This is a genomic window from Paenibacillus sp. FW507-14B1B (genome assembly GCF_058781425.1).
Map to the genome: position 1 here is coordinate 1098649 of NZ_JBYSWS010000002.1, position 24650 is coordinate 1123298.

A 24650-nucleotide genomic window follows, 5' to 3' on the forward strand; every position below is an offset into this window, starting at 1 on the left:
GGTTTCCTCCTAGTACAAGCTCAATTCGCTAAAGTGTTTGATACTCTTTATCTTCTTGGTCAGTCGGCAGTACTCGCATTTTTCACAACGAACCGGTTCAGCCCCTCGGTACTTTACCGCCTTGACTCGTTCAATGTTATTGGCAACAATCTGCAAGCTATGCTCAATGATTTCATAATCAAAATAGATAATTTCATGATCCGGTGGATCTTGTTTAGTCACAACTACCATGTGAGGTAGCAGCCATTGGCTCCGACCTGTGGACTTGCGTTCGATCTCCGCGTAGACAGCCATTTGAACCGTATATCCATAGTGGTCCAGAAAGTTCTCATACGCTTGAGCATCCTTATTCCACCACTTGCCGTCCATCTCTTTCATCGTTTTGATATCTGCAAAGATACCAACATCAGGGTTATAGCTATCCAACATGGCTTTCCAAGGAATACCGAATAGCTCAGTTGTGAGAATTACTTCCTTCTGTCCAGCCAATGCTTTCATTACCAATGGGTCAGACTCTAAGACTCGAATCATCTTCTCACAGTGCTTAAAGCTGGCTTTTAATTGTCCTTTAGTCGGTCCTTTACTGCTGATAATGTCCGGGTTCTCAGCCTTGAACTCTTCCAATGTCCCTTCATTCCAAGCGTGGACATAATGACCTTCCTTGAACGCATCAATTGCATATGGCTGGAACTCTCCATTGATCGATGCCATGGCCTGAGCTTCACACCCACCAAAGGCAGGTAAGAAGCTCTTGAACTGGCTCACAGACATATAATGGCGACTTGCTTCGGGACCGTAATAATTACTCTTGTTCAGTTCCATTGGCTGTTTCCTCTTCTACTTCCTCATACTCAGCATCAATGATCATAGGGTTAAGCGGACTTTGTTGAGCTGGCTTCTGCTCTTTGCTCATATCAAAGTCGCTGGCATCTTCAAACGTTCTAGCCTGTTCAATCGTGTCAAAGTTCAATTCAATGTTCTTGCATAGGCGGCGAAGAACAGTTTTCTTATACATTTCGCCTTTGCTTTTCGTCCAAGCTTGTCCATTCGCTTGTTTCGAATAGTTCTTACGTGTGGCTTCGATATCTTCCGTGGACATTACCTCATAAGCCATGCCGCCATCTTCGTAAAGGACCACAGCAAAGGCACCAAGGATTTCTCCGTTGTTAAAAGGCTTGGGTGCAAACTGGATCGTCTGTTCACCGTCTTTAATTTCTTCTCGGAAATCGTCATCTTCTTTAACTAGCTTTGCGTAAATATCCTTAACAGGGCGTACACTGTAGCGCTTGGCAAGCTTCTTCTCACCTTTGTAGTCGGTTTGAAACTGTACGCTACCGCCGTAAATAATCGCGTAGCATTCCTTATTGAAGAAGTCCAAACCAAGGAAAGCTCCTTTCAACATGGTTCTTGCTACACTGGTAGCGTCACATTGTTCGATTCCCTTTGTGTCCTGGAGCACTGTCATACAGTTTTGAAGAAACCGCGTTTTATTGAAATTCGTGGGCATAGCCTCACGTTTAGTCTCTAGCAATTGATCCAAGTTGCTGTGGATCACCTTCAATTGATTAGTGGACATACTTTACAACCTCCTAAAAAATGTGTTATTGTGTCCGTAATTAAATTTGTTAAAGCATCTACTCAATGATCACGGTTGCAGCCGTGGTCATTTTTCGTTTCCAGACCATTCTGAACATCCTTCAAGTTATCAATCACACCCTGTAGATCGTGCCGAAAGAAGAAAATAATTTCCTCGCCAGCTCCTGCGAACGAACCTTTACTGGACTCCTGCAGTTCCTCAAGCTTGCTGATAGCTTCCTCCAATGCTTTCAAGTGACTCGCCTCCCTTGATGCGTCTTCTTATTTCGTCATATCTCCCACGCTGTACTTCATCTGAAAATATGAATTTTGGATAAGGCCCGTCTGATCTTCTTCCACCAACTAACGCCAACGCTTGAATATCTGCGTATTCTTCGCTTGCTTTGATCCGGTAACCAAGGTTCATCTTTTAGCCACCTCACTTCAACATAATCCTGATCCTCTATCGCTTCTTCAAAGCATCTTGGGCAATGCGGCTGATCGTAGACAATGTACTTAGCTTCGTTGTCGCATCCTGCGCATTTTCTCACGTCTCTCACCCCTCCTGTACATAAGAAGCACGAACAGAATGTTGAACAGTATCCATGCTATAAACCACATGCTTGTCCTTCCTTTCTCCGCAGCTCTGCTTCAAGATACGCTATCTCTCCGTCAATCAAATCACTACCAGCACCATGCAGCAGGTAGTTTCGACTTTGCATGAATCGCAATTCTTTGAGCCGTATCCACATTGCATGGCGTTGTCTTGAGCGTTCAGGACTCATATTAATTCTCCTTTCAGATTTGGCTTTGCAATTCGTCAATTACTCTCAACGTCTCTTTGTTACCAGTCCACTGGATACGCGCTCTATCTATAAAGCCCTGTAACTGATCTTTTGTGCATTTACGATCGATACAGTTGTAAAATGCTGCTCTTATTGATTCGCTTGGTGTTGGCATGGCTTGTCCTCTCCTTTCTAAGCTATAGTTCCAATAGCCAATTCCTTGACTATGGTTGTGTAGATTTCTTTTAGTCGTGGATCCGATTCGATTACGTCTAAACGGTTAGCATCATTAATCTTGGTTTTAGTGGCTCCCTGTTCGGCAAGCCTGTCCTTCAAATTGGCTAAACGTGTATTTAGTTTGCAATGAGCTCGTTCCTCCAAGAGCCTGTAGCTCTCTGTCCTCACTTCTCGATGACCGCCTAACCGTGTAGCAGCTCCGTTAAGCAATCCCGTAATCTTCTGCCGCCAGTTATCGTCACGCTGTAGGAATGTTTCTTTGATGGTTGTAAGTTGACTCTCAGTCTGTTGCTGGCGTTGTTCGATCTGCTTAAGACCTTGTTCCATTTGGATTAGGAGTTGAAGTTGTGGGCTCAGTCCGGTTAGATCAAGTGATTGTGACTTCTCCATTTCTTCGAACTTGGTTACATAAGCTGCTGTGAACAACACTCCTTTTTCTCCGGTCATCTTATTGGCTACCATGTCGCAACCTTTGCGGGTGATAAGGTAGCAAGGTAAGGTTCTCCCAGTACTATCCAGATAAGAATTCTCTAAGAAGAAATCACTGAGGGGAAAATCTCCCTTAGTAAGGTAATCCGAATAATTCCGAATGCTTTTAATTAAATCGTTGTGTGGTCTTCCGATCATGTCAGCCACTTCTCGACTATCAACAAGCAACTGCCCGTTGTAGTTTTTAATTTGCAATTGGTTCATTTCATTGCCCCTTTCAATTGGGCTTGTCCACACGAACGACTCTTACGAGTCGCCATCATGCTCAATTTCAACTGAAACAGGTTCAGGTTCTTTATATGTACCGTTTTTAATGGCACGAAGAATGGCATTTGCGCAAAGTTGATGTATAAAGTCCTGTGTTTCTTGTGAAAACTGATTGATATGCATTGCAATCCCTCCCCTGTTTTATTGATATGATCAGTTGAATGGTGGACGACCCTTATTTCCTCATGACTTGTCGTGTCTTTTAAAGACACGTTACTTCAAAAAAAATTTCATATCCACTTTGAAAAGGTCGCTCAATACCACAACTTCGTCAATATAAAACTTAGATTTACCACTTTCTTTTTTGGCATATCCATTTACTGACAAGTCGAGTTTTTCTGCTACTTCTTTTCTGGTTAAACCAGCGTTGACGCGAGCGGCCTTGATAGTCAGCGGCATAAGATCACCTCCCCTCAACGTGTCTTTTAAAGACACTATCAATATATCATCCTCTCATTTCCTCGTCAACCACAAAAAGACACGAATGAACATTTTTGTTGCACTTCGTGTCTTTTTGTGGTTCAATGAGTATATATTTTAAGTGGAAGGCGGACGATCAAGTGTCAAACAAGCCAGATTCAAGATTATTCTATTTAGCAGTAGGAAATAACATAAAAAAATATCGCACTATAAGAAATTTCAGTCTGAATGACTTAGCTGAAAGAATCGGCCTGACCAAAAAAACGGTACAACGTTATGAAAACGGCGAAATAAAAGTAGACATGGATCGTTTAACAGATATCGCTTTAGCTCTGGATGTAGATATACCGCAACTCATAGAAGGTGCAGAGTCATTCCTTGGCGTAGATATTGAGGAACTGGATACAGTCAAAATACCAATTGTGGGTCGTGTTTCTTGTGGATCTGGAACCCCTGCAATTGAAGAAATAGATGGTTACGAAGATACCCCTCGTGCATGGGTTCGTGGTGGTGAACATTTTTATGTCCGCGCAGAAGGCGATAGCATGATTAATGCACGAATTCATGACGGAGACCTCTTGTTAATACGTAAACAAGAAGATGTTGAAGAAGGTGAGATCGCGGCTGTACTCATTGGTTCTAAAGTTTTCTTGAAAAGAGTATTTAAGAACAATGGAATAATGCTCCTTCAATCCGAAAACCCTCAATATGGACCAGTTTTTAGAACAGAAGAAAATTTCGATACTATTAAAATTCTTGGAAAGCTCAAAAAAATAGTGATCAATATGTAAGGAGGGTTCAACATGATAGCGGCTCTATATGTTCGCGTGTCGACAGATGAACAAGCAGAACAAGGGTTTTCGTTGGATGCTCAAAAAGAAAGACTTATAGCATTTAGCAAATCGCAAGGATGGGACGATTATAAACTTTATATAGATGACGGATATACAGGTACTAAAATGGAGCGTCCTGCGCTTAAAAGAATGATTAGACATATAGAAGAAGGAAAAGTGCATACAGTTGTCGTTTATAAATTAGATCGGTTGAGCCGACGACAAAAAGATGTATTGGAATTGTTGGAGGATGTATTCGAAAAGAATGACGTGAAATTCAAATCCGCCACCGAGCCGTTTGATACTTCAACTCCATTTGGTAAAGCGATGTTAGGTGTATTAGCTGTATTCGCACAGTTAGATCGAGATATGATAATTGAACGAACAACAGTAGGCAGAAGGCAAAAAGTGAGCCAAGGTCAGTGGTACGGGGGAAGAGTTCCTTTTGGATATGGTTGGAATAAAGATACAAAACGATTAGAAATAATCCCAGAGGAAGCTCGGATAGTAAAAGAAATCTTCAACCTGTTTCTCCAAGGTCATTCACGTTTGTCGATAGCCGAGTGGGCAGCAAACAGAACAAACGAAAGAACTATCGATCATAGTACCATAAGAGACATGATAGCGCGTCCCATTTATGCAGGTAACCTTATGAATGCTGGTAAGGTCAACGCAGGCTTGCACGAAGCAATCATAGATCAGGAGACGTGGGACAAAGCACAATTAGAAACATTGAAAAGAAAAGAAGGAGTTACCCCTTTAGGCGAATATCTATTGACTGGCTTGCTAAAGTGTGGTGTCTGTAACGGTAACATTGTCCACGTAAAGCGGATTACACGAAGATACAACAAAGAATATTTATACGAATTGTACGCTTGCAAACAACAACACGTTCGGAAAAAAGATAGAGATAACAATTGCACCCTTGGTTATATCAGGAGAGAAAAAGTAGAAAAGTTCATTATCGATCAGATAAAATCTTTCGAGTTGAACCCTAAGAAAATAACTGAAATATTAGAGTCGAAAAAAGAAGTAGAATTCGAATATGAAACAACATTAGAACAACTACAGGAGCAATTAAAAAAGATTAACGCTAATCTAGAGAATTTATATGATGCTATTCAAAATGGTGATATAAGAGCATCGTCTGTGAGCGATCGCATTAAAAAATTAGAAGTGCAAAGAGATGCCTTTGAAAATGATATTGATGAATTAACATCCGACATACCTAAGCCGAAGGAGCAAGATGTAAAACAGATGGTGGACCAGATTAGCAAAGCGTGGGATTATTTAAGTGAAGATGAACAAAAAGCTGCTGTTAGGAAACTTATAAAAAGCATCACACTACACAAAGGTGAAGATCCAGTAATAGAATGGAATTTCTAATACTCTGTTTTTCATTCTAATGATTTTTCGCCAAAACCTTTAATAAAATGAAGATGCAGTATGATTTTGGCCTAAGTAAAATATATGAACTAGTCATTAACTCCAACCCTTGTTATGCCTTTTTGCTCGATGGAAATTCACTCATACAGAACAAGCTTATTGTTGCCCACGTTCTGGCGCACTGTGACTTCTTCAAGAATAATGCCCGCTTCTCCGTCTCTAATCGTAATATGGTCGAGAGTATGTCTGCTACCGCTGAGCGAATAAGTCGCTATGAACTAGAACATGGAACAGATGCTGTTGAGAAATTCATCGATGCCGTATTGGCTATCCAGGAGCACGTAGATCCACAGATTCTCAGACCCGAAAAGCTCGATAAGCAGCGGTATACGGAACGAATTATTCAAGGACAGAAAGACGATGCGAAACGGCACAAGTTTATTGGTCCATACGACGATCTGTGGGAGACTGAGATAAACAAAGAAACTCCAGCCGCAAAAGAAGGCCCGCATCAGCTAACCTTTCCACCTGTTCCGGAGAAAGATATCATGTGGTTCATTCAGGAGCATTCTGAAATCTTGGAGGATTGGCAGCGTGACATTATGAGTATGCTGCGTGAGGAGATGCTATATTTCTGGCCTCAGATGGAGACGAAGATCATGAACGAAGGCTGGGCTTCCTACTGGCACCAGCGCATCTTACGCGAGATGGACCTCACCAGTGAAGAGACCGTTGAATTCGCTAAGCTTAACGCATCCGTCGTGCAGCCTTCTCGTCACAGTCTGAATCCTTACTATCTAGGACTGAAAATATTTGAAGATATTGAACGCCGATGGAATCGGGAGAAAATGTTCGAAGTCCGCGAATACGACTCCGACATCTCATTCTTACGCAATTACATGACGAAAGATCTTGTTAACGATCTTGATCTGTATGTCTTTGAGAAAAAAGGGCCTGAATGGAAGATCACCGACAAAGCATGGGAGAACATCCGTGATCAACTTGTCGTATCCCGTGTAAACGGCGGATCGCCATATCTTGTTGTACAGGACGGAGATTACCATCGATTCGGCGAGTTAATGATTAAGCATCAATATGAAGGCATGGAGCTGGATTTGAAGTATATGGAGCGCACGCTTCCTTACGTCTATCACCTCTGGGGTAAACCTGTTCATCTGCACAGCGTAGTTGAGAACAAACCTATCATGTTCTCCTATGACGGTAAAAAGCTGCATCGTCGTTTTATTTAGAGGATTGTATTACGTTCCTCAATGTCCTTCTTATATTCTAAATTAAAACTGCCCCCTCGTAAGTTAGACATCTTCTAACTTATGAGGGGGCAGTCTCACTTCATAATCAACTAACCTCTTCTTCGGTCACATTATGTGTTCGTTAAAGCAGCAACAGCACACGACATTTGATGAATCCCCGTTCTTATCTGATGTTCTGACAAGTTAGAGTACCCTAAGATAAACGTCGCCTTATTAGGTTCGGTATGAAAGAAATAACGAGAAGCCGGATAAATCTTTGCTCCGAACTCAAGCGATTTCTGAGCAATGACGTCTGCATTTATATTCGTATCCAGTTCAATCAGAAGATGAAGTCCTGCCTCGTCACCGAAATACCGAACCTCATCTCCAAACTCATCTTGCAGAGCTTGAACCAGACATGCTCGGCGTGAAGCATACAGCTTTCCCATCTGACTGATATGCTTGGCATACTGTCCGGATTGTATAAATTCAGTAAGCGCTTCTTGCTCCAGCACAGGTGTCATCCGGTCCGTAATCCATTTTATCGACAGAAACGGCTCGATGAGGGAAGGTGGGAGAATAACATATCCGATTCGCAAAGCAGGAAACAATGTTTTGCTAAAGCTTCCAACGTATATTACTCGTCCGCTTGTATCCAGTCCTGCCAAGGCTGACACCTTTTGCCCAGCATAGCGATACTCACTATCATAATCATCCTCAATAATGAATGATCCGTTCCTTCTAGCCCAATCTAAAAGCTCGATTCTGCGATTCAGGGTCATCGTGACCCCCACGGGAAATTGGTGGGAAGGAGTGACATAGATCATTTTAGGAACAACTTCACTGTGACTGCTGTGCATCTTAATACTCCTCGCAATCTCCTGCACACAAATTCCTTCCTCATCCACCGGTACAGGGATCACTTCACCACCTGAGTAGCTGAATATCTCACGAAGAACGTCATGTGTGGGATCCTCAACCAGCACTGGGGCGCCATCACCTACGCATAATCGGGCAAGAATATCCAGAGCTTGCGTAGCACCCGTTGTAATTACTATTTGTTCAGGCGTCGCTGGAATGGACCGGGTTGAACGCACCAATCGCGCAATTTCCTCCCGCAGAGCATAAGATCCTTCAGCAGGTCCATAAGATAGCGTGGCAGGTGTAGCTCTTCGACATGCCTCAACCAAGCATCTCTGCCAGCGATCCATCGGGAACATATCCCAAGCAGGAACACCATGCCGAAAATCATTAGGGACGTTTACTCTTCCATGTGCGTGACCGACAGGTAGCGGTGGCGAACTGGTAACCAAAGTCAGATTTGGGACATTGGCTATCATCTCATAGTCCAGATTAGGATCATGACCTATCGGTTCTGCATCAATTGGGGCTGCATTAGAAGCAATAAAAGTTCCCGCTCCTCTCTTCATTTCCAAGTACCCCTCGGTCTGAAGCTGCTCATAAGCTTTAATAACAACACTCCGAGAAACATCAATCTGCTCTGCCAAGAACCTTGTTGAAGGTATCGGGTCTCCTGGTCGCAACCGTCCTGCCTCAATGGCTTGCACAATCTGCTCGTAAAGCTGTCTAGTCAAAGACGTATCCACTGCTCTATCGATTCGGACCAACAATTCGTGTGCCAGATGCATCCTCCCCCTCCCACAACTTATATCTATAATAATGGATGTAAGCCTCCGACACGAATGGTCGGAGGCTTGTTATCTCAAGTGGTCTTTACATCACACATGTTGTAAGTTGGAACGTTCTTGCAACATATCATACACCTGAGCTACATCCTTATCGCCCCGGCCAGAAAGACTTACTATAATAATTTGGTCCTTCTGCATGGTAGGAGCGACTTTCATAGCATGAGCAACTGCATGAGAACTCTCAAGTGCAGGAATGATTCCTTCCGTCTTGGAAAGCTTCAGAAAAGCATCCAAAGCTTCCTCATCATTAACCGTCACATAATCAGCTCTGCCTATATATTTGTAGTAGCTATGCTCAGGTCCAACACCGGGATAATCCAATCCTGCCGCAATGGAGTGACAGTTATCTGCTTCTTCCATGACATAACATCTAAACCCATGAATAATATCCGGTTTACCAGTCGATAATGGAGCAGCATGAATTCCAGACTCGATTCCTTTTCCGCCTGGCTCGACCCCAACAATGGCAACCTCAGCATCATCTACAAACGGATAGAAGAGACCCATCGCATTGGACCCACCGCCTACACAAGCTGTAATCAAGTCAGGGAGCCGTCCTTCTTTCTCCAGAATCTGCTGCTTAGCTTCCCTTCCGATAATCGATTGGAAATGTCGAACCATAAGTGGAAATGGATGCGGGCCTACAACCGAACCGATCAGATAGAAGGTATCCTCGTAGTTTTTGGAGAAATCATTTAAAGCTTCATCCACAGCTTCCTTCAGCGTACGATTCCCTGACTTCGCTGCTACTACCTCAGCTCCAAGCATCTGCATGCGGAACACATTCAAAGCTTGTCTTTCAATATCAACCTCTCCCATATAAATGGTGCAAGGGATATTTAACAATGCGCATACGGTAGCTGTGGCAACCCCATGCTGTCCGGCACCTGTTTCAGCAATAATCCGTTTAACGTTCATTCGCTTAGCCAGCAGGGCTTGTCCAATGGTGTTATTAATTTTATGCGAGCCTGTATGATTTAGATCCTCACGCTTCAGATAAATTTTCGCTCCGCCTAGCTGCTTCGTAAGTCGCTCAGCATAATAGAGCGGATTGGGTCTGCCCGCATACTCTTTCAAGTAATACTGAAGTTCGCGTTCAAACTCCTCATCATTTTTGTAATGCTGAAAGGCTTCATTTAGTTTTTGTAGAGGCAGCTCGAGTTCCTGAGGCACATACGTCCCTCCAAATTGCTCCCCCTCTTGATCTCCAAATACGCCGTCTGCCGTAACTTTTATAATACTCATAAGATTCCCCTATCTTTTTGGTGGTTTTGAAAAAGAAGCTCTAACAAAATTACTCTTAAGTTGAAATGGCACGGTACAATCAAAAACAACTTTGGCTGTCATGCCCGGCTCCTTTATTGAAGGAGACATCCCAGGCTGCTGCGAAGGATCAAGATGAAATCCTGAAAGGCCCGTAAGGATCATCACATCCTTGTCAGCCTGAAACCGGGTAGCCATAGCCCACCATACCTCCTCCTCACTGAAGAGATTCACATCCTCATCCACCAGAACAACCTGTTTGATCATGCGAAAAGAACGAATGATTTCGATGCCGGCCTGCCTGACGATCGTATCGTCCTGCTCATTCATTTTATGGAACTGTGCGAACAATAATAGCTGCCCGCCACCTGCAGAGCTGCAATAAGCATTCGTCATTAAGGGTGTTATCCGATCCCGTACAAAACGAAGCACTTCCGCTTCCATACCTATGGCTAACAAGTTTGATTGTTCGTAGCCCGGACCAATTACTGTCTGAAAGATAGGAGTCTCGGAAGATGTGATACCGTGAATTTTGACAATAGGTAAGCCGGGATGTGCCTTTCCGTCATAACCTAAAAATTCCGGTAGCGAATGCCCTCCGGACTCTCCTTCCGGAGCGTAATCATGCGTGATTTCTCCTTCGAGTACATATTCCGCGTCTGCCAAGCAATCTGCCGAGACGGATAAACACGAGGAAATTTGAACAGGTCGATTACGTAATCCCCCGGCTATAGACAACTCATTACAGCCCTCAGGAGCAATGGCTCCTGTACAGCAAGAAGCGAAATACACCGCTGGATCAAGACCGATGTTAATGGATATGGGCAGAGGCTTCCCTAACTCTTTAGAGGCACGATAAAATCCTTCAAGATGACGGCCTGGAACCATCCATATGGTCAATTCATTGTGACTCTTAACCCATAATCGATGGATCGATATATTACTCTCACCCGTTACCGGGTGACTAGCGATTACTAGGCCAAGCGTAATAAAAGGACCTGCATCTTTAGGACTCATCGTCGGGATCGGCAGCTGAAATAAATCAACTTCTTGATGCACAACCGTCTGGCATGGAGGATGAGAGCACCTCACAGGTTCCACAGGTCTCTCCACCGCGCCGAGCAAATAATCAGCTATGTGCTGTTCATTCGCTCCTAGTAGAAGAGCACATCGCCTCCTGGTTCCGAACATCCCTGCAAGAACAGGTCGATTCATCGGGATTACCCGTTCATAAAGAACGGGTAATCCCGGTCCTGTAGGAGGGGCAATCGGTACCCCGCCTCCATGGACCGCATAATGGGCGGCCAGTTCATACTGAGCTTCCACAGGAGCCGCTATAGGTTCAGGACCTTCTCCATGCTGATTCAAAAACAACAGAGCTGTCTTCAGATCACAGACCGAATGGACCTCAGGTAGCTTCCGATCGTGTTCTAATGAAGCTTTCACACGCCTGATCCTTCTGCCGTTTGACGGCTGCGGAGATATTCCAGCTGCATGTCTGTTAGGACTGTAATCAGCGTCTGGTAGGTAGGAACAGCAATCTCAGGTTCCAATCCATTCTCCTCAGCCAGCTTAGCTACCTTATCTAGGACCTGCTGTACCCGATCACAGGAACGAACAGACTCCTCATCCGTTTTCAGTACCATGACTTGCTTCACAACTTTAGTTCTTTCCGCAATGAGCGCAACAATCTGACGATCTATACGATCGATTTCCTGGCGATGCATTGTAAGATTCTCTTGATTCATAGAAAAACCCTCCTATATCATCTGAATTTTTGGGGAAACACTCACATAATTTGCTATAAAGTTCTGAATTAACTGCAATCCGCTTTCGGTATATACACTTTCAGGATGAAATTGTATGGATTCAATTGGGAATTCTCTATGCCGCAGCCCCATAATATACCCGTCATCTGCTGACTCGGCAGTAATTTCAAGACAATCTGGGAAGTTGTCCTTACTTACAATTAAGGAATGGTAGCGTGTTGCACGAAAAGGATTATATAGCCCTGAAAAACATCCTTTGCCATCGTGAATAATTTGACTCGTCTTGCCATGCATCAAATGATCCGCTCGCTTAATGGTTCCGCCAAATGCAAGGCCAATAGCCTGATGTCCAAGACAAACACCAAGAATCGGAAGTTCTGTGCCATATCGATGAATCAGCTCTGCATACCTTGCTTCAGAAGGGTGGCCAGGACCAGGGCCAAGAACGATAAAATCAGGATCCAATCGGTCGATCTGATCAAACTGAAATTGATCATTACGAACAACCTCTAACTGGACACCCGCTTTCATAAGATACTGACAGATAATATAGACGAAACTATCGTAAGCATCAATAACTAAGGCTTTCATCGAGTATCTCCTTTCCGGTTACGGCCCAGAATAAGGCGCCCATCTTATGATAGGTTTCTCTCCATTCATTCTCGGGCTTGGAATCAGCTACCACACCCGCAGATGCACGGATCGAATACAGGTTAGGTTCGTGATGTACTGCTGTTCGAATGCAGAGCGCCATATTAACAAAACCACTAAAATCAATAAATCCAAGAGCACCTGCATAGGCACCACGTCGTGTGGTTTCCAGCTCTTCAATGATTTCCATCGCCCGCACCTTTGGAGCTCCTGTCATGGTACCTGCTGGAAATGTAGCTGAGATAATATCATACATGTCCTTACCAGGTACTTTGATTCCACTCACACTTGATACAAGATGGTTTACATGAGAATATCGTTCGATCACCATGAGCTCTTCCACCGTTAACGTTCCTTCACGACATACTCGGCCAATATCATTCCGACATAGATCCACTAGCATGATGTGCTCGGCTACTTCCTTCTCGTCTGTCATTAACTTCTCAACAAGTTGTTTATTCTCTTCCTCGGTTGCGCCCCTACTGCATGTACCCGCTATAGGGCGCATTGTAATAGTCCCTCCCTGAATTTTCACAAACAACTCAGGGCTTGCTCCAATCAACGTCATACTTCCAAATGGAGCCATATACATGTAGGGAGATGGGTTTCGTTTTCTAAGACGATAGTAGACATCCATAGGCTGAATATCGCTGTGAATATTGATCTGATTACCAAGCTGTACTTGATATATATCACCCATAGAAATATATGATAGCGCCTTTTGGACGTTGTCTTCGTAAACCTCTCGCTGAATTGTATGTTCGATTGCAAATGGATCGATAATATCTGCCACTGGCTGGTCCTCACGGATCAACGTTTGTTGATCTAGAATGCTGTAAATATCCGCGGCATGGATATCCTCCCACGCTTCATTTGACTGATTCAGAACTAATCTGGCCGTTTGTTCAATCAGATTATATTCCACCAACCCTTGATAGATGGATAACACGATATCGGGCACTCTACCATCATTCGGAATATGCTCAGGCAGCTTTTCGACCGACCACGCCGTATCGTATCCCAAATATCCAAAAAATCCAAAGCTGAAGGCTTCTCCCGGCTCTGATACAGATACTGAGAACCTCGATTGAACAAACCGAAAGAAATTCCAAAGTCCATGTCGTTCATATAGATGCAATTCATTTCCCTTTTGCATAAGTAGTCCTTCTCTTATAGCCCCCAACCGTACCTGGTCAACAATGGATTTCATTCCTTCCAGACGAACCTCGGTTCCAAACGTTGTGATGGAAAACAACGGTCTGAATCCGATGATCGTACTTTGAGCATCTTTAGATGGACCCGACAAAGATTCGAGGAGATAGACCTCCTGCTGTCCGAACTGCTCTTTAAGTGACAAATAAGCCTTTAAAGGATCTTGGAATACTAGGTTATGGACTTCGGTAACTACCTTAATAGCGCTAATACGCAAGATGAACTCACTCCCCTTATTACTTATTCCATCTCATCCATGACAAATACTAACGTAGAACTCCCGTCCTTACCTTGTGATCGGTGAGGATCACCATCCGGAATGACGAAGCCCATCCCCGGACTGCATGACACCTTGCGATCTTTATAATGAATCGTAAATTCACCATCCAAAACATAACCAACATGACCTTTGAGACACCAGTTTTCTTCATTAAATCCTGGAGGTAGCTCTAATAAGCGAATACGTTTGTTGCCAATGTAACTGATCTTCACTCGTCCATTCGCACCTGGCTTATCCCAGTGCGTCCACTCCATATTAGGGAAATCAATGCCTCCCAAAGCCTCAAGTTCTTTAATTGTCATTGTCATCTTCGTCAACCTCCAATGTTTTATATAGATAACCCCTGAATACTCAGGACATATCTTCTAAATTAGCGACTCTTTTAAACGCATAAGTGTGTTTTCACTAATCATCCGTTCATTAGCTTCGTTATATGTTAGGAAGGTATCGTTTGTCATGCGGGAATAACGCTTCATCACAGAAACCATATCCACCATACGCTCCACCATTCTCCTTACCGAGTCCATACCTTCCAGATCATCAAATGCCTCGTTCGTCTTCCCTGCATGTAGCAGAGCGGGAAAACCGCTGCCTACCATAATCATTCGGTTTAATAAAATGTTACTGACAAGTTGGGAATATACATGCTGATGGTTATATCGACGCCCAGTTACGATAGCTCCTCCGACTTTGTTCGTAAGAGGTCTATCGAATCGGAGATAACATACACCCGCCCGCTCAATGAATATTTGCATAAGGTGACCCATACCGAAACCATGCACAGGAACCGCGTATATAATCCCATCTGCTTTGCTCATCCGTTCTGTAATCTTCAGCATATCGTCATGAAAATCACAAGGGTTCTCCCGATAATTACAATCTCCACACTGACCACATGCGGATATATTGAAATCTCTTAAATTCAGAACCGATAGATTAGCATTCTTCTGGAGGGCTACTTCTTTGGCATACTGCAAAATTTGATCCGTATTTCCTCCCACGCGGGTAGAACCGCATATCGCAAGAATATCTGCTGTAACGTTATCCACTGTGAACTCCTCCTTCGGCCAAAATATTTATACAATTTTAACAAGTACTGCCACAGCTACAGAGGCAGCAATAACACCGAATAAGGGTACTTTTTTGGTAAGGACTAGAATGACGGATACAGCACCAGCTGCAACCCCAACCCATAATGAATCTTCATCTACATAAAAAATACTTGGAACAGTTAGTGCACTGAGTACGGCTAGCGGAAGATGATCAAGAAATCCACTGGTTTTCTTCTCTACTTGGGATTCCTTTATTAGCAGCAGAGGAGCTGCCCGAAAGAAAAAGGTGATGAGGCCCATCGCAAGAATTAGTAATATCGTCACTTCGCTTCACTCCCGATTTCTTTTTGCCTAGGCGTGTAAAAGCCTACACATGCTCCAATCAGCATTGCTACAAGCACGGACGACGTTCCCAGTAAGGGCTGCAGCAACCAAGATGACAACGCAGCGGATAGACATATCCCAAGATTTCTTCGATTACCTAAAAGTTGAGGAATAATCAGAGCGATCAATAGTGCATAGAGTGAGGTATTCAGAGCAGGCAAGATGAAGGCCGGAATATAATTAGCAAGCATAATCCCGGCATAAGTTGAGATTAAGGTCACGGCATACGGAGGGAACTCCAGTCCTATAAGATAAGAGACAGATAGATGACTTCCTTTACTGGTGTTCTTATGTGACATCATGCTAACCGCATAAACTTCTTCCGTTAGCCCAAAACCGACAATGCTTTTTAACGTGGCTCTTGTACCGCGTTCTAGTCTTTGAGACAAGGACATACTGATGAAGAAATATCTTAAATTGATGATGAAAGTCAGCAGAAGAATTATAGGAGCTGCGGTTCCAGCTGCCAAAAGTTGCGCACCTATAAACTGACTTGCTCCGGCATACACAACCGCTGACAGAAGAAACACTTCCCAGCCGCTAAGCCCGAGTGATGTGCCGACCAGTCCGAATGTAATGCAAGCGGGGATGTATCCGATGACGATAGGGACAGAATCGTTCAATCCTCTTTTCATTTGGCCTAGTATGTTGGTCATGAACTCGGTAGTTCCTCCCTGTTTAGCAAGTGAAATGTATGCTCAGGTGAGGATTTATGTATAAAAGCACATTCACAAAGACCTCCTTTAGTGAAAGGCTGCAGCAATTCATTCAAAAGAAATGTGGTAGCCTCAACCAGAACCTTCGCCTCCTGATGGACAGCTTCTATTGTAAAGAGCATCTGGGATGAATCAGATGTTGTTTTGATCATGTCACTTTGTCTCCAGTTCCAACGTCTTGAATGAGCCCTGAAATCTTGATCAGCATAAATAATCTCACCGGGTGCAGGCACTTCATACTCTTCAGGTTTGCCGATTGGATAGAATTGCTCATTCCCTTCCGCCTGACGAATGACAAATTCAGATATGTCTGATATGTCGCAAGATGCAATGGGAATTCTAGATTTTAATGAGATGGCGTTGCATAAATTAACCAAGGTATTAATCCGTGCCAGCTCTCCTTGTTCGACGACACGTCTGATAAGAGACTCCGCAGCACAAGGATACCTTGCAGGTTTGACACCAAATTGACTATATACTTTTCTCCAAGCAGCAATCGTGGGCAGCTCACTAATCTGTTCCTTCTGTAGCCCCGAGTTCGATATTTCCTGCTCCATATGTTTCAGTAGTGCCAGTACTTCGTTATCCTTGTCCAGATTCGAAACAGGAGCGGCAGCAATTAATCCGACATGTAAATCAGGAGCTATTTCAAAAACATCTTCAGAAAATCGGACTGAAAATTGTCTATCCTTGCCGTTAAACGGTGTGGAAGAATGTGTCATTTCAAGATCCTCCTCGTCAATATATGGAAAATCATACCTTATATATACTATTAATGTAAACGACCACTTTTTGACCAGTACACCATACCACTTTTAATAACTTTGATTTGTCTGGATGCACAAAAAAACCCTAAATGGCAAAAGCCACTCAGGGTCGTTGTAGTAAGTATATTAAAATAATAGAAATTGGTCCCTTATACAATCCACATTTAAAGGGTCACTTCCTCAACTTCTCCCAAACTGCACCAATAACAAATCCGCATGCTATTCCTATTCCAATTCCTATCACTATTTTATCAAATATCACGCCAAAAGTTGTTCCTAGAGCAATTCCTAGTGCTACGCCAGTTCCAATGTATCTTCTCGGTCCCGGATTGTTCCCGCTGTCCACATGCGTTCCCTCCCTTGCCTAAGAAATCCAAGAGCTAGGTACTACCTATCATCTGATAGCTGTTGTATCCATCATCTTTAATGTTGTACTATGCTGCAGTGCTTCCAGGTCTGCGGCCAGCTTCTCCATCATCTTAACGAATGCCGACAGTTCCTGGGAGCTAGCTGCCTGGTTACGTGCATTGATCGAAGTCTGCTCCGATTCATGTTCCACCATTTTAAGCTTCCGAATAATGCCAGATACCTTCCCTTGAACTTCATCCATGGCTGTTCGGGAATGACTTGCTAGCTTCCGAACCTCTCCAGCAACAACCTCGAATCCACGTCCAAATTCACCAGCATGCGCGGCTTCAATTGCAGCATTCAGACCAAGTAAATGACTTTGATCTGATATTTCACGAATAAGCGAACTCATCTGCTCGATCTGAAGAATCTCTTGATTAAGCTCCTCCGTAAGCGTATGAGCCTTCTCTTGCGCTTCCGCCGTTTTTGTAGCATTATCAGCCATTAGAACGGCGCTTTCATCCAGTTCAACGATCATCGAAGTGAGTTCCTGAACCGCTGAAGTAATCGCTTCCAACATGTGCTCCTGCTCATTAACAAGCGTTTGGATGCGCTCCTTCTCTTTTATATTGTAAGCTTCTAGTACAAGCTGTGAATCTAGATTAAACATTTTACTTAAAGCATGAACGACACGTACCCAGTTATCCGGTACGATCTGTTGCAGTAAATCTGCTGCAATATCCAGATATACCATATAGCTTCCTAAGTAATAATCTGTTGACAAGCCGATTCGAGAATGGACCTGTCCAATTTTGATTCGATGATTAATATATTTATCATCAACGAGTCCGTCTGTCAGTGACATCCAGTAAACGCGCTGGGTCTCCTTCAATCTGTCCACCGTTGAAGTATTGTCGATGATTCTCATCAATTCAGGTTGTGCTCCGATCTGATCATAGAATCGTGTAACGACTTCCTCCACTACTTGCTTAAAAATTTCACGATGATTAGCTAGAAGCAATAATTCTGTTTCTTTCAACCCGAGATAATCTAACTGTCTGCGTCTTTGAGGGGATACGTCGATCATGTCGAAAAAATTCACTCCCAATTCAGTGATAAATGTCACTTAATTTTTAACTTTGGGTTCATTATAGACTATTTCTACTATATCCACATAATCACAAAGGCCTAATTGACCGTGTAAATGCACTTTACAATTACATATAGTAGGTAAAATCCCACATAATGTGATTAAAATCTTCAGGAATCGAGTTTGGACAAAACACAACTCCTCCTAGCCTATAAAAAAAGAAGCATAGCGACCTACACCCTAGTCACCACGCTTCTTATAAAACTTTTACCGGTTCAGCAAACTCCCCACATAACGCAGAAGCTCATTCGCACATACCGGGCAATATCCATGCTCTTCGATCAGACGTGAACTAACTTCATTTATTCTTTTCAGTTGTACAGCATCCGGAGTTTTCGTTGAAGTCGTAATTTTCACGATATCTTTAAGATCCGCGAACAGCTTTTTCTCAATCGCTTCACGTAAACGCTCATGGTTATGGTATTCAAACTTTTTCCCTTTCCGGGAATAGGCTGATATCCGAATCATGATCTCTTCACGGAATGCTTTTTTCGCGTTCTCCGATACACCGATCTGCTCTTCAATGGAACGCATGAGTCTTTCGTCTGGGTCCATCTCCTCATCGGTCAGAGGATCTCGGATCTTACTCCAATTGCAGAATGCTTCAATATTATCGAGATAGTTCTCAAATAGTGTCTTGGCAGACTCCTCGAATGAATATACGAAGGCCTTCTGAACTTCTTTCTTTGCAAGGTCATCATATTCTTTACGCGCAGCGGAGATAAAGTTTAGATACCGTTCCCGCTCTTCCTTCGTGATCGAAGCATGTTGATCCAATCCATCTTTAATCGCCCGCAGCATATCTAACGCATTAATGCACTGAAGATCTTGCTTGATCAAAGCACTTGAGATTCGGTTGATGACATAGCGCGGATCTACCCCTGACATTCCTTCTTCCAAGTATTCGTTCTGCATCTCCTTGAGGTCTGCCTCTTTGTAACCCTCGATCTCTTCCCCATCATACATACGCATTTTTTTGATGAGGTCCATTCCTTGTTTTTTCGTCTCCTTCAAGCGTGTCAGAATGGAAAAAATAGCAGCCGAGCGCAGCGCATGCGGTGAAATATGGATATGCTTCATATCGCTTTGTCCGATCAGCTTTTCATATATTTTCTCCTCATCACTTACTCTTAGGTTATAAGGAATCGGCATTACGATCATCCGTGACTGTAGCGCTTCATTTTTTTTGTTGGCAATGAAGGCTTTATACTCTGATTCATTCGTGTGAGCAACAATGAGTTCATCTGCGCTAATAAGCGCAAACCTTCCAGCCTTGAAGTTCCCCTCTTGTGTCAGGGAGAGTAAATTCCATAGAAACTTTTCGTCACATTTCAGCATCTCCTGGAACTCCATCAGTCCCCGATTCGCCTTATTCAGTTCACCATCAAAGCGGTAAGCTCTTGGATCAGACTCCGAGCCGTATTCTGTAATCGTGGAGAAGTCGATACTACCCGTTAGGTCCGCAATGTCTTGTGACTTCGGATCTGAGGGGCTGAATGTACCAATACCTGTTCGACCTTCTTCAGAGATTAAGACACGCTCTACCATGACCGATTCAATATCACCATCATATTCGGTTTTAAGCCTCATCTGACAGGAAGGGCATAGGCTTCCTTCAATCCGAACCCCTAGTTGCTTTTCCACCTCAGGCCTTAGTTCCAGTGGGATCAAGTGTAGCGGTTCCTCGTGCATTGGGCACCCCGCAATGGCATACACGGCCCCACGCTCTGTCCGAGAATGCTTCTCGAGTCCACGCTTTAAGAGCGTAACTAGCGTCGATTTACCACCGCTGACCGGCCCCATCAACAGCAAAATCCTTTTGCGAACATCCAGCCTACGGGCAGCGGAGTGAAAATACTCCTCTACAAGCTTTTCAACTGCACGATCAAGCCCAAATATCTCCTGCTCAAAAAACTTGTATTTTTTTCGGCCGCCACTCTCCTCAAATCCATAAGATTCGATCATGTCGTACACGCGCGCATGCGCGGTCATGGCGGGAGAAGGATCCTTCTTAAGTATTTCAATATATTCCCTGAATGTGCCGCTCCATGCCAGACGATCGCTTTCTGCCCGATACGATGCTATGCGTTCGAAAATATCCATACCGCTACCTCCTATGACTCTGATTATGAGGATTGGCTCTCATTCCACTCGTGTCGTTTCACTATAAACCCACCGAAAAAGTGTATTACATACCTATGCGGCACCGACCGAATAGTTGACCATATTTTCGAAGTTAAGAGCTTACTTTTTCCTCGAATGAACTCGGGACATCTTGTACACACGCACATCCGTTCTCGGCATGTTATACTGATGGAATAGAGCGCCCTAAGCATCTTCAGCATTTTTGGATAATTGGAATACAAAGGAGAATAGCCATGGCGATAAAACACGAAGCCGAGCTGTACGCTCCCTTGAAGGCTTTTTTCGAGCTGCATGGATATGACATTAAAGGCGAAGTACGCAATTGTGATATGGTCGGCATGAAAGAGGGCTTGGCAGAACCACTCATTGTTGAGATGAAGAAAACATTTAATCTCGCGTTACTCCTTCAAGGCATGGAACGCCTGAAAATGAGTTCGCTTGTATACCTTGCCGTTGAGAAGAGTCGAACTAAAAAAGGCGCGGTCAACCAGCGTTGGTCCGAGCTCAGTGTTCTATGCCGCAAGCTTGGACTTGGACTGATCACAGTCACGTTCTATAAGACCAAAGCTCCGTTTGTCGAGGTGCTGTGTGAGCCTAGTGAGGGTAATGGAGCAGACCAGAGAAAAGCCCCGCGAAAGCGTGAGCGACTTCTTATAGAGTTTCGAGAACGTAGCGGTGACTATAATACAGGCGGTGTCACACGAGCTAAACTAGTCACAGCTTATCGTGAGAAGACGCTTCGCGTTGCAGCTGCTCTGCAGCAGCTTAGCAAGGCTGAAGGCATTCTGGATGCATCAGCCTCCGCATCAGAGCACAATTCTACTACTGGGAATCGAAAATCCACACCGAGCACAACACCCAAACCAGGCGTAACTCCAGCTGCAATCCGTAACTTGAGCGGTGTAGGGAATGCTGCTGCTATGCTGCAACAGAATTACTACGGTTGGTTCTCTCGCGTTGTACGTGGACGCTATATACTTACAGAAGCAGGCATACAAGCTTTACAAGAATACGCAGCCGTCTTAGAGTCCTCCACCATCTCCAGTCACCTTCCTATGTCTTATCCAAGGGATTAGACTTGTTCCAATCGAAGGATACACAAACAAAAAGGGCTGACCTCTGATTCCAATACTGGATTTTCGAGGTCTGCCCTATTTTCATAAGAATAATATATCACGATGATCTCACTCGCTTCAGTCTTTAATTCCGAGCCGTAAACTCCAGAACCGCTTCACTGATCAAGTTCATACCTAGAAGCAATTCATCCCTACCTGGGTGGGTAAAGTTTAGACGAATACATTCATTGGCCTCATCTCCAGAGGAACACATTGATCCAGGAAGAAACTGCACTCCCTTCTGCATCGAGCGTTTCAAGAGCGCATCACCATTCAGTCCGGCCGGCAAACGCACCCAGAGGAACATGCCGCCCAATGGAACCTCGTAAGCGGTATCCTTCCAGGCGTTGCGTTTAAGCAGCTCAACCATTAATTTGAGCCTTGTTCCATATTCTCTGTTAAGCATTTGGATATGAGCGTCATAGTTAAAATAATTCGACTCAAGCAAATGATGCAGCAGTCTCTGATTTAACATACTGGACTGCCAATCTGCCATTTGTTTAACCGCCGTCATCATTTCAATAATCTTCCGATGTCCCGCAGCCCACCCAGTCCTTAGTGCAGGCGCAACAGTCTTACTAAAGGATCCCACATACAGCACATGTTCACCCGATTTCTCTTCTAATGAAATCAGTGACGGTAGCTGCTTCGGAAGGTTTGCCCCTTGAGGGAAATACAAATCTCCAACAGAATCATCTTCAACGATCAACAAGCCATGTGCTATACACAAACGTAATACTTCCTGACGACGTTCCAAACTCCATAAAACGCCTGTTGGATTGGTAAAGTTAGGTGCAGCCAGCAGGAGTTTCGGCTGATGTGCTTTAATGAGCCGCTCCAGAGAGTCAGGTATAATGCCGCTGCTATCTCCTTCTACCGGAATAATATGTGCCCCTTGCAGCCTTAGCACCTGGAGCAATCCAGGAGAAGTCGGATTTTCCACAAGAACGCGATCACCAGGATCCACATATACCCGAACGAGAAGATCCAGAGCCTGCTGCGTTCCGGTTGTCAGCAAAATCTGATCCGAAGATACCGTCAGCTGCTTGCGGCGGCTCCAATCACAACTAAGCCATTCTCGAAGTGGCCCATACCCTTCTGCCTCCCCATATTGAAGTGAACGCCGATCGGCATTCAGCACGTAGTCAGCAGCTTCAGCTAGGGATGAAAGAGGAAATAACTCCTCAGCAGGAAGCTCTTCAGCCAGGGAAATAAAAGAATCCCGCTTCGCAAGTTCCTTAAGACTGCGCAGCGGGGATAACATTAGGGTCTGTGCACGGGAAGCAAAGGAATACTGCATACGAAATCCCTCCCTTTAACCGTTGTCAAAACCTCGGATTAATTCCAGGCAGCCTCTTAAAGGTATTCCTAGCCTCTCACCATTATAACTTACACTTATCATTTAAGCATACATTTGGCGCCCTTGATGGGTGTAAAGCGCATATTTCTCGATCGCCTGTGCTCTTGTGTTTACACCTAACTTTACATAGATTTTCCGAAGATAATTGTCAATGGAACGGCGGCTCACTTCAATTTCAAGTGCGATTTTGTCATAGGTAATCCCTTGGACGATGCGCTCCATGATGAATGTCTCCGTCTCGGAAAGTGGTAATCCACCTTCGTGCATCGCAGAAGAAGTAAGTGGCCATATCGCTTGCTTAACCCACTCTAGTGGAAGAGTGGTAACGCCTTCACGAAGACCCGCGATCATATGCATGAGCTGAAAAGGAGAAGCTTGCTTTGATAAAAGACCGCTTGCCCCTCTACTGATCAACGCTTGCAGTAAAGAGAGCCCATCGTTATCCGTCATGATAATGATATGTGTTTCCGGTGAAATCTGTTTCATCTGCTCTAACACGGTTTCCGCCGTTGTATCAGGAAGTCGATAGTCTAATAACACGAGATCAGGCTGAATATCCCCAACCATTCTAATTCCTTCTTGCGCCGATGAGACCATACTAAGCACACTTAATTGTTTCTCTTCTTCCAAAATTAATTTGGTTCCAAGCATACTCGTAGGATGACTGCCTACAATAACTACTCGCCAAACCTGACTCATGATCCTTTAACCCCCTGTTTCAACTAGCTATACTAGTGTTAAACATAGTCATTCTTATAATAGCTGTGACCCTATTTAATAACAAACGCGAACTTACGTTGTTTGCCGCCCTATTATTCCACCACGATCATTTTCAAAATGGAAAATAGGTTAAGTAATGCTAGAGGCTTAGACCCGGGCAGGATAACATGGCAAACGACTTATCTGTATCACTTTTGTTAAACAAATCTATACAGATTGTATCCCACTTTCGTCGATTTAAGCAATCTATTTTTGATGATTAAGAGAGTTTTTTTCGTCTTTGCGAAATTAATTTTTGCGTGATAGAATGATTACTGGAAAAATTGATAGGAATTTCAAGGAGTGATAAGGATGCCGAGGCTGGAAACAGAGAATATACCAACCTATCCATCCCGGGAAGCATCTTCCCGTAGAGGACCAAAAGCAAGATGGTTTTGGATGTTCTGGATCATATTTATTGCACTAGGAGTTGCTGCCGCTTATTCATATAGCAATCATCTTAAACAAGAAATGCTAACACAGCTGCAGGAAGACACTCACAAAGAGCTTGCCGCTCTCAAGGCCCAGTATGACAGTCGTTTCACAGAGCTATCTCAGCAAGTAGACGAAATGCAGAGCAAGGTGCAGTCTTTCAATGAACTACTCACGTTTACTAAGGATCAAGCGAGTGGCAAGACAGATAACAGCAATAAGTTATACAGTCAGCTGAATGAAGTGAAAGAGGAACTTAAGAAGCTGGAGCAGAAGCTGGAGCTGCTGAAGTGAGG

28 protein-coding genes and 1 pseudogene are annotated in these 24650 nt (G+C 43.9%); 5 read left to right on the forward strand and 24 right to left on the reverse strand.

Features of this window, described 5'->3' with window-relative positions:
- Positions 1-9: 9 nt before the first annotated feature.
- From AC3WJJ_RS13640 to AC3WJJ_RS13675, 8 genes are all read right to left on the reverse strand, one after another.
- Positions 10-822 (reverse strand): PD-(D/E)XK nuclease-like domain-containing protein, encoded by an 813-nt coding sequence (locus AC3WJJ_RS13640; RefSeq protein ID WP_492541370.1) that lies wholly within the window; start codon positions 820-822, stop codon positions 10-12.
- The gene (locus AC3WJJ_RS13645) at positions 803-1576 is read right to left on the reverse strand and encodes a recombinase RecT (RefSeq protein WP_492541372.1); all 774 of its coding nucleotides are present in this window, start codon (positions 1574-1576) and stop codon (positions 803-805) included. The genes AC3WJJ_RS13640 and AC3WJJ_RS13645 overlap by 20 nt, the downstream gene beginning before the upstream one ends.
- Before the next feature lie 62 nt (positions 1577-1638).
- On the reverse strand, positions 1639-1830 hold the full coding sequence (locus tag AC3WJJ_RS13650) for a hypothetical protein (RefSeq protein ID WP_492541374.1): 192 nt from the start codon (positions 1828-1830) through the stop codon (positions 1639-1641).
- Positions 1831-1886: 56 nt separating this feature from the next.
- Complete coding sequence (locus AC3WJJ_RS13655) at positions 1887-2126, reverse strand: hypothetical protein (RefSeq protein WP_492541376.1); 240 nt, start codon at positions 2124-2126, stop codon at positions 1887-1889.
- Positions 2127-2183: 57 nt separating this feature from the next.
- Positions 2184-2360 (reverse strand): hypothetical protein, encoded by a 177-nt coding sequence (locus tag AC3WJJ_RS13660; protein ID WP_492541378.1) that lies wholly within the window; start codon positions 2358-2360, stop codon positions 2184-2186.
- A 192-nt stretch (positions 2361-2552) separates the two neighbouring features.
- The gene (locus AC3WJJ_RS13665) at positions 2553-3290 is read right to left on the reverse strand and encodes a Rha family transcriptional regulator (protein ID WP_492541379.1); all 738 of its coding nucleotides are present in this window, start codon (positions 3288-3290) and stop codon (positions 2553-2555) included.
- Positions 3291-3332: 42 nt separating this feature from the next.
- Positions 3333-3476, reverse strand: a complete 144-nt coding sequence (locus AC3WJJ_RS13670) for a hypothetical protein (RefSeq protein WP_492541381.1) — start codon at positions 3474-3476, stop codon at positions 3333-3335.
- Positions 3477-3566: 90 nt separating this feature from the next.
- Positions 3567-3752, reverse strand: coding sequence for a helix-turn-helix domain-containing protein (locus AC3WJJ_RS13675; protein ID WP_492541382.1), 186 nt, complete (start codon positions 3750-3752; stop codon positions 3567-3569).
- A 161-nt stretch (positions 3753-3913) separates the two neighbouring features.
- On the opposite strand from AC3WJJ_RS13675, the gene AC3WJJ_RS13680 reads away from it, so the two are divergent.
- The 3 genes and pseudogenes from AC3WJJ_RS13680 to AC3WJJ_RS13690 form a co-directional block, all read left to right on the forward strand.
- Positions 3914-4564, forward strand: a complete 651-nt coding sequence (locus AC3WJJ_RS13680) for a LexA family protein (RefSeq protein ID WP_492541384.1) — start codon at positions 3914-3916, stop codon at positions 4562-4564.
- 12 nt (positions 4565-4576) lie between these two features.
- Entirely contained in the window at positions 4577-5992 is a 1416-nt protein-coding gene (locus AC3WJJ_RS13685) for a recombinase family protein (RefSeq protein ID WP_492541386.1), read from the forward strand.
- A 26-nt stretch (positions 5993-6018) separates the two neighbouring features.
- A pseudogene (locus AC3WJJ_RS13690) lies at positions 6019-7242 on the forward strand (SpoVR family protein); the annotation flags it as partial.
- Positions 7243-7373: 131 nt separating this feature from the next.
- On the opposite strand, the gene pdxR reads toward AC3WJJ_RS13690, so the two are convergent.
- From pdxR to AC3WJJ_RS13760, 14 genes are all read right to left on the reverse strand, one after another.
- Positions 7374-8891: a MocR-like pyridoxine biosynthesis transcription factor PdxR gene (gene pdxR / locus AC3WJJ_RS13695; RefSeq protein WP_492541388.1), complete on the reverse strand. Its 1518-nt coding sequence runs from the start codon at positions 8889-8891 to the stop codon at positions 7374-7376.
- Positions 8892-8981: 90 nt separating this feature from the next.
- On the reverse strand, positions 8982-10196 hold the full coding sequence (trpB, locus tag AC3WJJ_RS13700) for a tryptophan synthase subunit beta (RefSeq protein WP_492541390.1): 1215 nt from the start codon (positions 10194-10196) through the stop codon (positions 8982-8984).
- A gap of 9 nt (positions 10197-10205) precedes the next feature.
- Positions 10206-11660 (reverse strand): UbiD family decarboxylase, encoded by a 1455-nt coding sequence (locus AC3WJJ_RS13705; protein WP_492541392.1) that lies wholly within the window; start codon positions 11658-11660, stop codon positions 10206-10208.
- On the reverse strand, positions 11657-11962 hold the full coding sequence (locus tag AC3WJJ_RS13710) for a chorismate mutase (protein ID WP_492541394.1): 306 nt from the start codon (positions 11960-11962) through the stop codon (positions 11657-11659). The genes AC3WJJ_RS13705 and AC3WJJ_RS13710 overlap by 4 nt, the downstream gene beginning before the upstream one ends.
- 12 nt (positions 11963-11974) lie before the next feature.
- Positions 11975-12574: an anthranilate synthase component II gene (locus AC3WJJ_RS13715; protein ID WP_492541396.1), complete on the reverse strand. Its 600-nt coding sequence runs from the start codon at positions 12572-12574 to the stop codon at positions 11975-11977.
- The gene (locus AC3WJJ_RS13720) at positions 12555-14063 is read right to left on the reverse strand and encodes an anthranilate synthase component I family protein (RefSeq protein ID WP_492541398.1); all 1509 of its coding nucleotides are present in this window, start codon (positions 14061-14063) and stop codon (positions 12555-12557) included. The genes AC3WJJ_RS13715 and AC3WJJ_RS13720 overlap by 20 nt, the downstream gene beginning before the upstream one ends.
- Positions 14064-14086: 23 nt before the next feature.
- Positions 14087-14434, reverse strand: a complete 348-nt coding sequence (locus AC3WJJ_RS13725) for a cupin domain-containing protein (RefSeq protein ID WP_422657929.1) — start codon at positions 14432-14434, stop codon at positions 14087-14089.
- A 57-nt stretch (positions 14435-14491) separates the two neighbouring features.
- Positions 14492-15175: a flavodoxin family protein gene (locus AC3WJJ_RS13730; RefSeq protein ID WP_492541400.1), complete on the reverse strand. Its 684-nt coding sequence runs from the start codon at positions 15173-15175 to the stop codon at positions 14492-14494.
- A gap of 27 nt (positions 15176-15202) precedes the next feature.
- Complete coding sequence (locus tag AC3WJJ_RS13735; RefSeq protein ID WP_492541402.1) at positions 15203-15502, reverse strand: AzlD domain-containing protein; 300 nt, start codon at positions 15500-15502, stop codon at positions 15203-15205.
- On the reverse strand, positions 15499-16218 hold the full coding sequence (locus AC3WJJ_RS13740) for an AzlC family ABC transporter permease (protein ID WP_492541404.1): 720 nt from the start codon (positions 16216-16218) through the stop codon (positions 15499-15501). The genes AC3WJJ_RS13735 and AC3WJJ_RS13740 overlap by 4 nt, the downstream gene beginning before the upstream one ends.
- Positions 16215-17000: a B3/B4 domain-containing protein gene (locus tag AC3WJJ_RS13745; RefSeq protein WP_492541406.1), complete on the reverse strand. Its 786-nt coding sequence runs from the start codon at positions 16998-17000 to the stop codon at positions 16215-16217. The genes AC3WJJ_RS13740 and AC3WJJ_RS13745 overlap by 4 nt, the downstream gene beginning before the upstream one ends.
- A gap of 217 nt (positions 17001-17217) precedes the next feature.
- A complete protein-coding gene (locus AC3WJJ_RS13750) occupies positions 17218-17391 on the reverse strand; it encodes a glycine zipper domain-containing protein (protein ID WP_492541408.1) in 174 nt (57 codons plus the stop codon).
- 48 nt (positions 17392-17439) lie between these two features.
- Positions 17440-18480 (reverse strand): protoglobin domain-containing protein, encoded by a 1041-nt coding sequence (locus AC3WJJ_RS13755; protein WP_492541410.1) that lies wholly within the window; start codon positions 18478-18480, stop codon positions 17440-17442.
- Positions 18481-18750: 270 nt separating this feature from the next.
- A complete protein-coding gene (locus AC3WJJ_RS13760; RefSeq protein WP_492541412.1) occupies positions 18751-20646 on the reverse strand; it encodes a PrkA family serine protein kinase in 1896 nt (631 codons plus the stop codon).
- Between the two features lie 275 nt (positions 20647-20921).
- On the opposite strand from AC3WJJ_RS13760, the gene AC3WJJ_RS13765 reads away from it, so the two are divergent.
- On the forward strand, positions 20922-21764 hold the full coding sequence (locus tag AC3WJJ_RS13765; RefSeq protein ID WP_492541414.1) for a DUF2161 family putative PD-(D/E)XK-type phosphodiesterase: 843 nt from the start codon (positions 20922-20924) through the stop codon (positions 21762-21764).
- 124 nt (positions 21765-21888) lie between these two features.
- Here the strand turns inward: AC3WJJ_RS13765 and AC3WJJ_RS13770 are convergent, their stop codons facing one another.
- Positions 21889-23103, reverse strand: coding sequence for an aminotransferase-like domain-containing protein (locus AC3WJJ_RS13770; protein WP_492541416.1), 1215 nt, complete (start codon positions 23101-23103; stop codon positions 21889-21891).
- A 102-nt stretch (positions 23104-23205) separates the two neighbouring features.
- Positions 23206-23862 carry a response regulator gene (locus tag AC3WJJ_RS13775; RefSeq protein ID WP_492541418.1) on the reverse strand — a complete coding sequence of 219 codons (657 nt, stop codon included), beginning with the start codon at positions 23860-23862 and terminating at the stop codon, positions 23206-23208.
- Positions 23863-24234: 372 nt separating this feature from the next.
- On the opposite strand from AC3WJJ_RS13775, the gene AC3WJJ_RS13780 reads away from it, so the two are divergent.
- Entirely contained in the window at positions 24235-24648 is a 414-nt protein-coding gene (locus AC3WJJ_RS13780) for a hypothetical protein (protein WP_492541420.1), read from the forward strand.
- The last annotated feature ends 2 nt before the right edge of the window (positions 24649-24650 follow it).